The sequence below is a fragment of the Halobacillus campisalis genome, from assembly GCF_030345335.1.
In the GTDB taxonomy this organism is placed as follows: domain Bacteria; phylum Bacillota; class Bacilli; order Bacillales; family Halobacillaceae; genus Halobacillus_A; species Halobacillus_A campisalis.
The window spans coordinates 260,059-274,370 of record NZ_JAPVRC010000005.1 but is presented as its reverse complement, the minus strand read 5'-3'; the positions used below and the strand labels follow the sequence as shown (position 1 = coordinate 274,370).

The following is a 14,312-nucleotide window of genomic DNA, read 5'->3' as shown; positions in this document are numbered from 1 at the left end:
AGAGAAACGGAGCCGCAATAACGTTCAATCGCTTAGTAGAAAAAACAACGTCAGGTTATGTTTTAAGTAGGGGAATTTGGCGAAAACTGTTACACTAAGGGAAAGAATTGAACAAGAGGTGGAACAGTATGTTTGTCATTGGCACAACAGAGAAACTTTATAAAGAAATAAATAAAAAGACAGAAGCCGTAACGAAATATGAAGAAGTGCCTGCTATTTATAAATGGCAGGCCAATCTGATCACAATCAATAGAAGGAAATGCCTGATCATCATGAATAATGAAACAGGAATAAACCTTGTCTTATTTGGGTTGCGTAAACAACAGTTTGAGAATTTGGATAATGTAATTAAAGGTTCTTTAAAACAGTTATTGCAGCTCATTAAAGTAGAAGACCAAATTATAGATCAGCTGCTGCAGGAAGCCGACCCTTTAGTGTATACCGAAGCCGATCATCCAGAAGTGCTGGAAATGATGGATCAGGTCAAATTATTAGTGGAAGAAGCGACTGATGGTTTGAACTATGAAGATATTGATGCTGCAGAAATCAATTATGTCAGCAACGCCGAACTTCTGTATTCTCCAACAGGTAATCCGCCTGTGGAAGCGCTGAGAGAATATTACAATAAGTAAAATCACATCCTTTTGGGTGTGATTTTTTTTAGATTGAAATCCACACGTTTACAAATTACCCTAAGGGGTATATAATTATGTGTAGAAAGTAATGAAATAGCGGAGGGATTATTCATGTTTTTTAAATCATTTTTTGACGAAAATTTAGCACAAATGTCATATATGGTAGGTTGTCAAAAGACTGGAGAGGCATTAGTCATTGATCCAGCTCGTGATATCACTCCTTATTTAGAAACATCCCGCAAAGAGGGATTCGATATAACGAGTATTTCAGAAACCCATATTCATGCAGATTTCTTATCTGGAGCAAGAGAACTGGCTCATCAAACGGGAGCCAAGCTTTACCTTTCAGACGAAGGGGAGGATGATTGGAAATACGCTTTTGCTGAAGAATACTCTCATCAGTGGCTTAAAGGTGGAGACCAATTCTATGTGGGTAACGTAAGACTGGACGTTCTTCATACTCCGGGACATACCCCTGAGAGTTTATCCTTTTTACTGACAGATGAAGGAGGAGGCTCTGAAGTACCAATGGGAATCTTCACAGGAGATTTCGTTTTCGTTGGAGACATCGGTCGTCCGGACCTTTTGGAAAAAGCAGCAGGAGCAGCTGGCACAGCCGATCAGGGTGCCCGTCAAATGTATAAATCTATTCAGGCATTCAAAGAACTTCCTGACTATGTTCAGCTTTGGCCGGGACATGGAGCTGGCAGCGCATGCGGAAAATCGTTAGGCGCAGTGCCAACGTCTACAGTAGGTTATGAGAAAATTAATAACTGGGCCTTAACGACTGAGAATGAGCACCAGTTTTCTGATGAATTGCTGGAGGGACAGCCAGAACCACCGACATACTTCGGCATGATGAAGAAGTTGAATAAAGAAGGGCCTGCCCTATTAAGCGTAGATCAATCAATCGATCAATTAACCGCGGAGGACGTGGAACAATTAACAGCTAAAGGAACGGCTGTAATTGATACACGAAGCAAAGAAACATTCGCCGAAGGACATCTGAAAGGAACCTTAAATATCCCGTTTAATAAAGGATTTGCCAATTGGGCTGGATGGCTGATCAATTATGATCAAGATATCGTTATCATTAGTGATGAAGAACAAGTGCGTGACATTCAAAAAGCCTTGCAATCGATCGGTCTTGATCGATTAGTCGGGTACGTACTCAGTGAAGAAGTCAATCACCAGGAGAATCTTGAAACGTATACAAGCATTACAGCTGAAGAGCTCGAGAAAAAATTCAAGAACGAAGACGATTACATCATCGTCGACGTTCGTAATCAATCCGAGTGGGATGAGGAGCATATGGAAGAAGCGATTCACGTCATGCTTGGGACACTCCCGGATCGTTTAAATGAAATTCCAGATAACAAGACACCTATCGTTCATTGTCAATCAGGAGTCCGTTCAGCAATTGCGACAAGCGTCTTACAAGCAAACGGCTTCAAAGATACTTTGAATCTAAAAGGTGGTTTCGGAGCCTGGAAGGATTATAGTCAATAATTAGTAAAGCATTGCTCGGTCATTTTCGAGCAATGCTTTTTTATGTATAAACTTTGTTAAGTTTTAGTTCTTGATAGTCATATAAGATCCCTCATCTTGAATATTCTGTTTCTAAATTGTTTAGTATGTTTCCGTTTCTATGGATAGAGCTTGAAGGTAACGGAAACATCTTAGACACTGCTTGTCGTAGTAAAGAACTAGAACTGTAAAGAATAATGCGTTTCCGAATCACTTATGAAAGGCTCGTGCTTTGTTGTCAGGGCGTTCGTTCACTTCAAATCGAATAGGATGGTTGTGAAACTACGAGACTACTTTTTGAAAGAAAAAGAGCTTATTGCTATGTCAATGAATAACTCTCATGTGTAGATTCACAACGAGATTTAACGGCAGCTTATACAAAAAAAGACCCTTGCTATAGGAGGGCAAGGGTAAAATTTATAGGTATAGGATTAGGGGAGGTGTTAATTAAAACACACAATTTAAAACTTAAACTTCAAATACTAAGGGTCTTGGATAATTTTCTTCTGCAGTATCGTAAACTACAGGTGCTGCTAAAGAAGCTAGTATAGTAACTAAAGTTAATACTGCAAATACTTTCTTCATAAGACTATCCCTCCTAAATTAGAATGTTTATTTAACAATTGAATTGCTAACCTTAAGTAGGATGTTGATTTTTTATACAATCTTTGCTTCTCAAGAAGATCTGAAAGAAACAAGGAATAGCGAATAATATAAACATATTTATTTCGCTCTCTAAAGTAAGGTATTACGTCTTCTTCAAGAAATTCTTGAAGATTGGGAGAGTCATTTATTAACATTTTATAAAATTCAAAGTGTAGTTCATGTTGTCTTGAAGGATACGATGATAATTTCTTCATACCTTCATTAATCCAATGGCTACATCCTTTAAAATCAACTAGTTTATAATGTTCAGTTATTAATCCATGAATTGTATTTAAGAATTCATACAAATTTATTGAGCTAGATAAGTCTTTTGAATATTCAAGACTTTTTTTATAATAAGAAATAGAAGACTGATGATTATCTAGACGCGATTCTAGAACCCCAAGGTTATTATAAAGTAATTTCAACTTTAAAGAATCGTTAATTTGTAATGCTATCTTTCTGGCTAGGTGGTAATTCTCCAAAGATTTTGCATAGTTTTGAAGTCTGCCGAAATTTATCCCTAAAATAATGTGGCAATCAGCACTTTTGGATAGATCATAGTGAGATTGATAGATTTCAAGTGCCTGTTCCGCATAGTATATGGATGGAGAAATGTAATTAGACTGACTGGTGCTAAGTGCAAGTAAATAAAATAAGTCGCTAGCTTCCCAATCTTCAATTTCAATTGAAGTACTGTAATTTTTGGCCTCCATTAATTCTTGAAATGCATCGTTGTACTCGCCTTTATAATACTTAACTAAGCCTGTAATTAACTGGTAGTAGAACTTCATTTCTTCATCGAGAGTATTCTTATGCTGCTTTAAATTTTCCCATGTTTCATAAGCCTCCTCTACCTCATTAATTAAAAAAAGATAGCGAATGCGAAATAATTCATAGAAAATATACAACTGATGATTGTCCAGAGTACTCTTTTGCTGAAGAAGTTCATCTCTTAGCAGCTTAGCCTCATCTTTTCTTTTAAATACGATGGCTTCATACCATTCCTTCAACTTTTCTTTGGAAGGGTGATTAAGGGTGGACTCATTAAAGTCGATGCCTAGCCGTTCGTAAAGCAATTCGAGCACCTCAATGGCTGGAACTGTTTGATCGTTCTCGATCTTAGAAAGATAGGCTGCCGAGATGATACCATCCGCGAGCTGGTTTTGTGTCAACCCTTGCTTCACTCGATGAAATCGAAGCGCTTTACCATATTCCATTTTACACACACCTAGTTGATCAACTAATGATTTGTTAGAAATTTCTTTCTTTCAAATCTATATTCAGAATACACGTTCGATTAAAATTTTTCAACTATATTAAGAGGTTTCCCAAGTCGTTCTTTTTTCATAGCTTAAAAGGGGTTAAATAGGACCAACTTTCACAGGTTAAAAAAGTGTAAATCAGGTTTGAATTATAAAAAAATGATTAACAAGACATAGGAATAGACGTTTTTTTCCAAAATGTGCATCGAACTCTATGAGTAAGTTAAGTTAAAAAAGGGTATAAATGGTATAGGTGAATAGTTAAGACAGTTTTATTTCATAAGAAGGAGGAGACGAAGTGGGACATAATGTTACAGAGAAATTAATCAAAGATCACTTGGTAAAAGGTGAAATGAAGCCTGGGTCGGAAATAGGCTTAAAAATTGATCAGACATTGACTCAGGATGCAACAGGTACTATGGTCATGCTTGAACTCGAAGCGATGGGGATCGATCGTGCAAAAACAGAAGCATCAGCCCAATATGTCGATCATAACCTTATCCAGGAAGATAGTAAAAACCCTGATGACCATTTGTTCCTGGAAAGTGCAGCAAAGAGATTCGGTTTGTATTTCAGTCGTCCGGGGAATGGGGTCAGTCACCCTGTACACATGCAGAGGCTTGCTAAGCCAGGTCAGACACTTCTTGGTTCAGACAGTCATACATGTGCCAACGGCTGTATGGGAATGCTTGCTATGGGCGCAGGCGGGATTGATGTAGCTATGGCCATAGCTGGTGAACCCTTCTACGTGAAGATGCCTAAGGTGTGGGGCGTTGAAGTGACAGGCGACTTTCCGGAATGGGTAAGTGCAAAGGATGCCATTCTTGAAATGCTGCGCCGTCATGGAGTAAAAGGCGGAGTAAACTATATCTTTGAATACTATGGAGAAGGTTTAAAGAGCTTATCAGCAATGGATCGCCACGTGATTGCTAATATGGGGGCTGAACTCGGTGCAACGGCCACTGTATTTCCTTCCGATGAAGAAACTAAAAAATATATGGCGATGCAAGGGCGTGAAGACGAATGGACAGAACTTAAGGCAGATGAAGACGCAACTTATGATCGCCATGACAAGCTGGATTTATCTTCACTTGAACCTATGATAGCGAAGCCTTCAAGTCCTGGCAATGTGGTGCCTGTAAGTGAAGTGGAAGGAGAGGAGATTTATCAATCCTACATCGGATCTTCAGCCAACCCAGGATATCGTGATTTTGCTATCGCTTCTAAAATATTGGAAGGACGTCACATAGCGGATGGCATCTCATTCGACTTGAACCCGACTTCAAGACAAATGCTGGTCGACTTGTCCCAGCAAGGTCATATTGCCAACTTTTTGCAAGCTGGTGCGCGTCTGCATCAGGCAGGCTGTAATGGCTGTATAGGGATGGGACAGGCCCCTGCTTCAGGCAAGAACAGTTTGAGAACGACGCCGCGTAACTTCCCCGGACGTTCAGGTACGAGAGAGGACAGCGTTTTTCTATGCAGTCCGGAAACCGCTGCCGTCTCTGCACTGACTGGGAAGATTACAGACCCTAGAAAAGCTGGATTCGATTATCCGAAAGTCCAGGAATTAGAACAGCCGACGATCGATACCAACTTACTGGACCGTCCTTTACCAGCCGAGGAAGCGGCTAAAGTGGAATTGGTAAAAGGACCTAACATCGCTTCTATTCCTCAAATGGATGAATTACCTGACGAGATGGAACTGCCGATTTTATTAAAAGTTGGAGATGACATTTCTACGGATGAAATTCTAGCTGGAGGCGCCCGTGTGCTTCCTTATAGAAGTAATTTGCCTGAAATCAGTAAATTCACATATGAAATAGTGGACGACACCTATTACGATCGTGCAATGAAACAGAAAGATGACGGAGGACACATTATTGTTGGCGGAACGAACTATGGACAAGGATCAAGCCGTGAGCATGCTGCACTTGCTCCTAGATATATGGGGTTACGTGTAGCGCTTGTGAAGGACTTTGCTCGTATACACTGGCAGAACCTCGTCAACTTCGGAATCCTTCCTCTAGTCTTTGTAGATGAGAAAGATTATGAAAAGATTGAACAGGGAGATACCCTCACTTTTAAAGGTCTAAAAGAAAAAATCCTTAATAATGATGATTTTGAAGTAGAAGTGAAAGGGAAAAATACAAAGTTGAAAGTTCAACATGCTCTTTCACCGAGACAGGCTGAGATGATGGAAAAAGGCGGATTAATCAACTGGCTGAAGGATCGTTTGGAGGACTAAATAGAAACTGCGATGAATGATCCATTCATCGCAGTTTTTTTAGTTTCGTATTATTTAGTTTCTAATGGGATGAGTTTGGCTTCTATTTCTTTTCGTTTACTTTCTAAAAATGGGGGGAGGGCCAGCTCTTCACCTAAGTGATCTATATGCTCATCAGTTGCGAATCCCGGTCCATCTGTAGCCAGTTCAAAAAGAATATGATTGGGCTCCCTGAAGTACAGCGATTTGAAATAGTAGCGATCTACGAGACCAGAATTTGGGAATCCTGCTTTTTGGATAATTTCTTTCCACTGTTCAAGCTCTTCTTCATCTTCCACTCGGAAGGCGACGTGGTGAACACTGCCTCTTCCTGGCTTTTCTCTAGGAAGGTCTGTTCGTTCTTCTATATGAATCTCTGCCCCCGTGCCTCCTTCACCAGTTTCTAATATGATCCGATTCTCGACTTTTCCTACTTCTTTAAAGCCCAGGATATCCTTTAGTACTGTGATGGTCGGTAAAGCATTAGAAACGGTTAGGTGAACAGGGCCTAGACCGGTGATTCCTTTGTCGACAGGAACTTTACTTCTGCTCCACGGAGTTCCGGAAGCTACCCCGTGATTTTGCTCGTCTGATACGAGCATCAATCTTTGCCCTTCGGGGTCCCGAAAGGAAAGAGTCTTTCGGTCAGCACGTACAGTTATAGGGTCCTGGTCTACATTATATTCATCGAATCGTTCTTGCCAAAACGTTAAGGAGTCATCGTTCTGAACGCGCAGGGAAGTCGTTGAGATGCTATGCGTACCAGGATACGTATTTCCAGCCCGTTTTATTTCAAAAAACGTCAAATCTGTTCCTGGATTTCCTTTTTCATCAGCATAAAATAAGTGATACATGGAGGTGTCGTCCTGGTTTACTGTTTTTTTAACAAGGCGCATGCCTAATACATTTGTATAAAAATCGTAATTTTCTTTAGCGTTAGCGGTAATTGCAGAGACGTGGTGAATTCCTTTGATATGCATATAGTCTCCTCCTTAAGGATCTGTAGTGATAATCTCGATTTCAAGATAAATGTTACAGAAGACTAGAGGGGTTGTCAATTTTTTCAATGACGAGAAAAAAGCGAACTCAAAGATTCGCTTTTTTGGCACGCACTTGTTTTTCTTGTTCTCTTTTTTCAATCTCTTTCCGTATCCATAAAATGAATTCATCATCTAGGTCCAGCTCAACTGCTCTCCTATAGGTAGTAAGCAAGATGCGGAGAGACAGGTGATTTAAATTCATTGAATTTCCCCCTCTACTCTAAGTTAATAGTTCAGTAGATACGGTGGCTACACCAATTATATCTTTTGATTCATTGTAGATTGGCTGCCCAAAAACATCATAAGTCAGAAGCCCGTCTGATAATGGGAAGCTTATCTTTCTGCGTACAGGTCCTTTTGTCCGGAGTACAGCTTTTTTCAATTCGAGAAGCCCGCTTGTTCCTTCGTTCAAATCAAGTTCGTCGTCCCTTTTTCCGATGACTATCTCTGTATTAAAATCAGGATGAGGATTAAACATCCACGTGTAACGCAGCTTCAAATCACAATGTGCAACAACTATCGGGGAATTGGTAAGGGCAATCATAAAAGGCTCACTGATATGTTCAGAGAAAAATATAGAAGTGTTGACGTTTAAGAAATTAGCTATTTGCGAGGCTACAGCCATACTTGGATTCCGGCTGCCGCTTTCGATTTGTGCGTAATAGGCACGATCTATATGAGCACCTGCAGCTACCTGCTGCTGAGTGAGTTTCTTTTCTTTTCTAAGTTGAACAAGCCATTCTCTCATCAATTATCACACCCACTATGTCAAATGTCTTATTTTACTAATTCTAATGGATCATCTAATATCCTTGTGGCACTTTGCAACAATACAAGTCCGTCTTTTTATATTCCCTTATCTTTATAAAAATATACCTTACTTAACCTCTAATTTACAGTATTTAACACAAGGCTTGTCCACCATTTTACAAGGAAGTATCTTTCCATTCTTTGAATATCTGATATGATGGTTCAGGTTGGATAATTTTAGACTGTTTCCTTGGAGAAGGTGGGTATATGGTATTGAGTTTTGAGTTGCTAAACGTTATTGCGGTAAGTGCTTTCGCTTTTAGTGGGGCTATAGTCGCTCTAAGCGAAAGGTATGATATCTTTGGTACCTTCATATTAGGTATTGCTACGGCATTTGCCGGGGGCATCATTAGAAATATAGCTCTGGATGTACCTGTCGTTCATGTATGGGATCAAGGATATTTATTTTATGTCGCCATCATAACAATCAGTGTAGTTTACGTATTTCCGAAAAACTGGGTAATGTTCTGGGACCGCTGGAATATTTATTTGGATGCTATTGGCTTATCGGCTTTTGCACTGCAAGGGGCAGCTTTTGCTATAGACAACGGTTTCTCTCTAGGTGGAATCATTTTCTCGGCAATTTTGACAGGTGTCGGAGGGGGAGTGACAAGAGATGTACTCGCTCAAAGAAGACCGATGGTACTGCATCAGGAAATCTATGCAGTTTGGGCCATGGCTGCAGGTCTTATCGTAGGGGCAGGGTTAGTTTCTGTAGACAGTGTAGTGCAGACGTACATTTTATTTTTACTTATTATCATGTGCCGAGTATTGTCTTATCATTTAGGATGGCATTTACGATTCAGGGATTTATATCGTATATAAGAAAGCTTGTTTCCTTTAAGACGGAAACAAGCCTTCTTTTTATTATTGTCTGAATAAATCTCCTGATAAATAGCGTTCTCCTGTATCAGGAGCTATAACGACTACCACTTCTCCTGGTTGTTTCTTCTTGGCGACTTCAATGCCGGCATAGCAGGCTGCACCGCAAGAAGTGCCTAATAACAGACCTTCTTCCCTGGCCAGCCGTCTAGTTATATCATAAGCAACTTCATCTGTTATTTGAAGAATTTCATCATAGACGTCCTGGTTGAGAATCGAAGGGATGAAACCTGGACTTGTACCTACTAGTTTATGTTTTCCAGGCTTGCCTCCGGAAAGCACTGGAGAACCTGCGGGCTCAGCTACATGAATCGTTACGTTTTCATATTGTTTTTTGAGTTCTTCGCCCGTTCCAGTTATTGTGCCACCTGTGCCAGCAGTTGCTACAAGGGCGGATAAAGGCTTTCCGAGTTCTTCCATAGCCTCGATGATTTCCGTAGCTGTAGTCGAACGGTGGGCATCAGGATTGGCGGCATTTTCGAATTGCATAGGCATGAATGAATTCTCAATTTCCGCCACGAGCTCCTTAGCTTTGGCGATGGCTCCGGGCATTTTTTCGTCACCGGGAGTCAATACAATTTTAGCGCCAAAAGCCTTCAATAGATTGATTCGTTCCTGGGTCATCGTATCCGGCATCACCAAAATTGCTTTATAGCCTCGTGCAGCCGCATTCATAGCTATTCCTATGCCGGTGTTTCCGCTTGTAGGTTCAACGATGGTAGCACCTTCTTTTAAATGACCATCCTTCTCAGCTTGAACAATCATATTATAAGCGGCTCTGTCCTTCACACTTCCGCTAGGGTTGTATTTTTCCAGCTTGACATAGATGTCTGCTCCGTTTTCTGGAGAAAGTCGGTTCAATTTAACGAGTGGAGTATCTCCAATCAAATCAGCGATGTTATTTACGACGCGCATGAAGTCACTTCCCTTTTCCTTATTCTTTATTTGATTTTATCACAGCCGCCGTTCTTATATGAAATAGTGCGCTTTTAACTAGGCTCAGATAAATTTCCGTTCCGTAGAAATGGAGATTTAAGGTCCGGGGAATTTTTCGCTTTCCATAGGCGTACGGTGAGCTTCCTGAGGATCACCATTTCCACGGAGCCCAATCAGTCTGGAGCGTCTTCAATGTGAAATTCATCTTCTACAATGGCTTCAGCAAAGCTGAAGGTTCTTTCTGGGAACGAAATTTTGAAAGCCAGCTGATTAGCGTTTAAATTGAATCTATCGACTTCGATGTCTATATTGCTGTCCGTTTCGATTTGGGTGACAGCTACATAGATATTCTCGTCATTTGCATTGACCTTCACCCATTCAGGGAAGTCATAGTTATCGGCGACAAACTCCAATACCTTTTTATTAGGAAGGGGGAGTTGACCTAATGAAATTCTTTCTTGTTCTAAGATAAGGTCCCCATTTTCCTGGACCACTGGATGAAGCTCGACTTTGATTGGAATGGTCTGTTCAAAAGCTCTGATATTACCGGATAATGTAACGTTCCTGTCTATAGAAATCGAATAATCGAATATCGTTTGCGTAGAAATCTCGCTCAAGTATTCATTCGCCAGCTGTTCGAGGTTTTCTTTTGTTGAAACGACCGTGAATTCTGCTTCAGTATCCTTTTTCTGTTGATCTACATTGACTAGGGTATAAGAACTAGGTAAAAAAATAAGGGATAATATCCAACCAATGATCACAATATTAATGAACGCCAATATGATAAAAGACGTCCGCCATCGATCTCTCAGAAACAACCGTTTTAACATTAAGCATTCCACCTGTATTATTGCTGTATTTCATTTCTTATATTCTCTAATATGCGTTCAGCCATTTGTTTATAGCCCTTCTCATTGGGATGGAAGTAGTCTTCTTCCCAAAGAAGTTCATCCTCGTTTCCTTCAAAGACATCATTAATAGGTATGAAGGAGGCATTAGGGTGTTCTTGCACAACATTCTCACTCACATCATTCCACTCGTTCATAATTTGAGTCAATGCAGGAATATTATCGAAATACTGGTTAAAAGGATTATATAAACCTATTAAGTAGATAGAAGCATTAGGGTTTAAGCTTTCTACATTTGAAAGAATTTCTTCAAGCTCCTCCCGATACTCTTCGCGGGCTGGTGAGAAATTATCGTAACTTAAACTCGTGAAGTTATTTTCTATCACTTCGACGACGTTGTTGGCTCCGATCGTAATGAGGACGAGGTCGGCTTCCCGTATGGCTGAAGACATTTCAGCGGATTCCATACGGTCCAACAGCTGATCGGTACGATCTCCACGTTTTCCGAAATTGTCGATCGTGAAGTCAGCCGTCTCATCATTTTCGTTGATTGTATCTTCTAGTATTCCTACATAACCTCCATTATCAGTCCCGTCTCCTACACCTTGAGTAAGAGAGTCACCTATAGATACCACACGTAAGTCTTCTCTGACAAAGAGGTTGCGGGCACTATCGAGAACGCTGGAGAAAACCTCTCGAAGACCTTCACTGACTGAGCCTTCCTCTTCTGATTCCGCATTTTCTTCTTCAAGCACATCGTCGGGAGAGTCTTCCTCGGTATTTTCTTGAACTGGTTCATTAACTTCTTCGGTATCGACAGTAGCGTTCGGGTTCTGTTCTGTGACAGGATCGTAAATGAAGGTCACTACAATTAAGGTTAAAAAAATCAGGGAGAAAAGAAAGAGTACCAGCCATTTAAATTTATTCAATAAGATCACACCTGTGGTTTAATGAGTTATGATATAGTATATGGAAATTTTGACAATGCGCAATAAAAACAGTTGCTGGGTGCTGTTTAAGACCCAGCAGTAAGTATAGATCGTTTAACCTTTATTATAACACTTATAGCTATAAAATAGACGTTCGAAACGAATCTTCAAGAGATGACGGTTCTGATCGAATAGAATGCAGGGAGGTGCAGTCATGTCTGAGAAAATGAGTATTTCTGTACGTGAGCTGATGGAATATGTTCATAGAGGAGGAAGCATAGATAATCGTTTCCGATCCAGCACGTCCTTAACGGAAGGAACGGCCATTCATCAAGCAGTGCAAAAGGAATATGGTGAAGAAGACGAGCGTGAAGTCCATCTGGCATGGGAGTATGAATTCGATGATATCACCTTGAATATTCATGGGCGTTGTGACGGTCTGTTAGATTCATCCAGGGGTCCCATCGTAGATGAGATTAAATCGACTTCTAAAATGCTGGAGGATATTTCTGAAGAAAGCTTTCCTGTTTATTGGGCGCAAGCCAAGGGATATGCATTTATTTTTGTTATGCAGCAGGAGCTGGAGGAAATCCAGGTGCAGCTCACGTATGTTCAGAAGCAGTCTAAGGAAAAGAAACGGTTTTTGCATACGTTCACTAAAGAAGAATTAATTATTTTCATGAAAGAATCCGTGAATGAATATTTATCATATGCAAAAATCTTATTACACATACGGGAACAAAAGGAAGCATCGATACCGGAATTATCCTTTCCGTTTTCTTCTTACCGAAAAGGGCAGCGGAAGCTTGCAGGGGCTGTTTATCAAACAATTCAAGAAAAAAGAAATCTCTATGCGCAAGCACCTACAGGAATAGGGAAAACCATATCTACTCTTTTTCCTGCAATCAAAGCCATGGAACGTGGGGAGCAAGAGCGGATCTTCTACTTGACAGCTAAGACGGTCACGAGACAAACGGCGGAAGAAGGTTTGAAACTGATGGAAGGCAGCGGCTTGTCTTTACGTTCTGTAACTTTAACGGCTAAAGATAAGATTTGCTTCAAAGAAGAAACGATTTGTCAGCCGGACTATTGTGAATTCGCAGATGGGTATTATGACCGGATCAACGGTGCTGTTGTCGATGTGATGCAAAACAATACACAAATAACAAGGGCTGTAATAGAGGAGTATGCAAGAAAGCATCGTATATGCCCTTTTGAGTTCTCTTTGGATTTAACTGACGTAGTTGATGTAGTGATCGGTGATTATAATTATATATTTGATCCGAGAGTATCATTGAAAAGGCTTCTCCCTGAACATAAGAAAAAAACTTCATTATTAATTGATGAAGCTCATAATCTCGTGGAAAGGGCCAGGGACATGTATTCATCTACTATTATGAAAAACTCGTATTGGCGTGTGGAAGAGGACTGGGTTGAAACAAATAAGAAGTTAGCGAACTCCGCTAAAGCGGTAAGGAAGGACATGGAAGATATTAACATTGAATCTGCTGAAAGTACGATCCCTGATATTCCTGGTTCTTTGGAAGAGAACTTGGAAAAATTCATTGAGCGAGCAGAGGCAGAGCTGAAGAACGAGCACGAAGGTGAGAATGGGGAATATTTACTCGATTGCTACTTTTCAACTCAGAATTTCATAAAGATTTTAAGTATAGTAGATGATCATTATGAATTCATTGTTACGAAAAGTGATTCGGATCGAATGCTGAAGCTCTATTGCCTCGATCCCTCGTCAGTTTTGCAGAAAGTGACGGAAACGTTCAGATCGAGTGTTTATTTTTCAGCTACATTATCTCCATTCGCTTACTATAAGGACATGCTGGGAGGAGAAGAGAATGATTATATCTTGAAACTTCCTTCCCCTTATCAATCTGAGCAAATGGAGGTCATAATCGCTCCATTATCTACTCGTTATAAAAGCAGAGAACAAACTGCAGATAAGCTCGCGCAGCTTTTGTATCATCAAGTACAAAAGCAAAAAGGGAATCATCTGTTCTTTTTCCCTTCCTATCAGTACATGAATATGGTTTACCATCATTTTAAAAACTATGGAAATATTGAATCAGTGCAGCAGGAGTTTGGAATGACAGAAGAAAGAAGAGAGGATTTCTTAGCGCAATTCATTACAGGAGGCCGGCTGGCGGGGTTTGCCGTGCTTGGTGGCGTATTTTCAGAAGGTGTAGATTTAAGAGGAGATCGATTGAATGGTGTGGCCGTTGTAGGGATAGGGCTGGCGCCGAGAAGTTTTGAAAAAGAACTCATCAAATCGTATTTTACAAAAATAGGGAAGCCCGGTTATGATTATGCGTATGTTTTTCCTGGGATGAATAAAGTGCTTCAGGCTGGTGGAAGGTTGATACGGTCAGAAGAAGATCATGGAATCATTCAACTTATCGATGATCGCTTTCTTCAGTCAAAATACCTTACATTATTGCCTGAAGAGTGGAGAAACTACAGTATTTTCCGATAGGAGGGAAATACACTTAAAAAAGATCATTTCCTGGGAAATAA

Annotated in this window: 12 protein-coding genes; 5 read left to right on the top strand and 7 right to left on the bottom strand. The window is 40.4% G+C overall.

What is annotated here, in order from left to right; translation table 11 throughout:
* Positions 1-128 precede the first annotated feature (128 nt).
* Complete coding sequence (locus O2Q26_RS12730) at positions 129-632, top strand: DUF6933 domain-containing protein (RefSeq protein ID WP_289216257.1); 504 nt, start codon at positions 129-131, stop codon at positions 630-632.
* 114 nt (positions 633-746) lie between these two features.
* The gene (locus tag O2Q26_RS12725) at positions 747-2,144 is read left to right on the top strand and encodes an MBL fold metallo-hydrolase (protein ID WP_289216256.1); all 1,398 of its coding nucleotides are present in this window, start codon (positions 747-749) and stop codon (positions 2,142-2,144) included.
* Between the two features lie 599 nt (positions 2,145-2,743).
* Here O2Q26_RS12725 and O2Q26_RS12720 read toward each other — a convergent pair.
* Positions 2,744-4,027 (bottom strand): helix-turn-helix domain-containing protein, encoded by a 1,284-nt coding sequence (locus tag O2Q26_RS12720; RefSeq protein ID WP_289216255.1) that lies wholly within the window; start codon positions 4,025-4,027, stop codon positions 2,744-2,746.
* A 343-nt stretch (positions 4,028-4,370) separates the two neighbouring features.
* Here O2Q26_RS12720 and O2Q26_RS12715 point away from each other — a divergent pair, with 343 nt between their 5' ends.
* Entirely contained in the window at positions 4,371-6,320 is a 1,950-nt protein-coding gene (locus tag O2Q26_RS12715; protein WP_289216254.1) for an aconitate hydratase, read from the top strand.
* Positions 6,321-6,370: 50 nt separating this feature from the next.
* On the opposite strand, the gene O2Q26_RS12710 is transcribed toward O2Q26_RS12715, so the two are convergent.
* The 3 genes from O2Q26_RS12710 to O2Q26_RS12700 form a co-directional block, all read right to left on the bottom strand.
* Positions 6,371-7,318: a ring-cleaving dioxygenase gene (locus tag O2Q26_RS12710; protein WP_289216253.1), complete on the bottom strand. Its 948-nt coding sequence runs from the start codon at positions 7,316-7,318 to the stop codon at positions 6,371-6,373.
* Between the two features lie 106 nt (positions 7,319-7,424).
* On the bottom strand, positions 7,425-7,580 hold the full coding sequence (gene sda / locus O2Q26_RS12705) for a sporulation histidine kinase inhibitor Sda (protein WP_253934982.1): 156 nt from the start codon (positions 7,578-7,580) through the stop codon (positions 7,425-7,427).
* 18 nt (positions 7,581-7,598) lie between these two features.
* Positions 7,599-8,126, bottom strand: coding sequence for a helix-turn-helix domain-containing protein (locus O2Q26_RS12700; protein WP_289216252.1), 528 nt, complete (start codon positions 8,124-8,126; stop codon positions 7,599-7,601).
* Between the two features lie 275 nt (positions 8,127-8,401).
* Here O2Q26_RS12700 and O2Q26_RS12695 point away from each other — a divergent pair, with 275 nt between their 5' ends.
* Positions 8,402-9,013: a trimeric intracellular cation channel family protein gene (locus O2Q26_RS12695; RefSeq protein ID WP_289216251.1), complete on the top strand. Its 612-nt coding sequence runs from the start codon at positions 8,402-8,404 to the stop codon at positions 9,011-9,013.
* Positions 9,014-9,055: 42 nt separating this feature from the next.
* Here O2Q26_RS12695 and cysK read toward each other — a convergent pair whose 3' ends face one another.
* From cysK to O2Q26_RS12680, 3 genes are all read right to left on the bottom strand, one after another.
* On the bottom strand, positions 9,056-9,985 hold the full coding sequence (gene cysK / locus O2Q26_RS12690) for a cysteine synthase A (RefSeq protein ID WP_289216250.1): 930 nt from the start codon (positions 9,983-9,985) through the stop codon (positions 9,056-9,058).
* A gap of 194 nt (positions 9,986-10,179) precedes the next feature.
* Positions 10,180-10,836, bottom strand: a complete 657-nt coding sequence (locus O2Q26_RS12685; RefSeq protein WP_289216249.1) for a YpmS family protein — start codon at positions 10,834-10,836, stop codon at positions 10,180-10,182.
* 17 nt (positions 10,837-10,853) lie between these two features.
* Complete coding sequence (locus O2Q26_RS12680) at positions 10,854-11,792, bottom strand: SGNH/GDSL hydrolase family protein (protein WP_390216017.1); 939 nt, start codon at positions 11,790-11,792, stop codon at positions 10,854-10,856.
* A 205-nt stretch (positions 11,793-11,997) separates the two neighbouring features.
* On the opposite strand from O2Q26_RS12680, the gene O2Q26_RS12675 reads away from it, so the two are divergent.
* Positions 11,998-14,271: an ATP-dependent DNA helicase gene (locus O2Q26_RS12675; protein ID WP_289216247.1), complete on the top strand. Its 2,274-nt coding sequence runs from the start codon at positions 11,998-12,000 to the stop codon at positions 14,269-14,271.
* Positions 14,272-14,312: the final 41 nt, after the last annotated feature.

Bases quoted from the DNA above. Each gene is read 5' to 3' on its own strand.
- O2Q26_RS12730 (WP_289216257.1), top strand. From the start codon at position 129: ATGTTTGTCATTGGCACAACAGAGAAACTTTATAAAGAAATAAATAAA.
- O2Q26_RS12685 (WP_289216249.1), bottom strand. From the start codon at position 10,836: ATGTTAAAACGGTTGTTTCTGAGAGATCGATGGCGGACGTCTTTTATC.
- O2Q26_RS12710 (WP_289216253.1), bottom strand. From the start codon at position 7,318: ATGCATATCAAAGGAATTCACCACGTCTCTGCAATTACCGCTAACGCT.
- O2Q26_RS12725 (WP_289216256.1), top strand. From the start codon at position 747: ATGTTTTTTAAATCATTTTTTGACGAAAATTTAGCACAAATGTCATAT.
- O2Q26_RS12700 (WP_289216252.1), bottom strand. From the start codon at position 8,126: ATGAGAGAATGGCTTGTTCAACTTAGAAAAGAAAAGAAACTCACTCAG.
- cysK (WP_289216250.1), bottom strand. From the start codon at position 9,985: ATGCGCGTCGTAAATAACATCGCTGATTTGATTGGAGATACTCCACTC.
- sda (WP_253934982.1), bottom strand. From the start codon at position 7,580: ATGAATTTAAATCACCTGTCTCTCCGCATCTTGCTTACTACCTATAGG.
- O2Q26_RS12675 (WP_289216247.1), top strand. From the start codon at position 11,998: ATGTCTGAGAAAATGAGTATTTCTGTACGTGAGCTGATGGAATATGTT.
- O2Q26_RS12720 (WP_289216255.1), bottom strand. From the start codon at position 4,027: ATGGAATATGGTAAAGCGCTTCGATTTCATCGAGTGAAGCAAGGGTTG.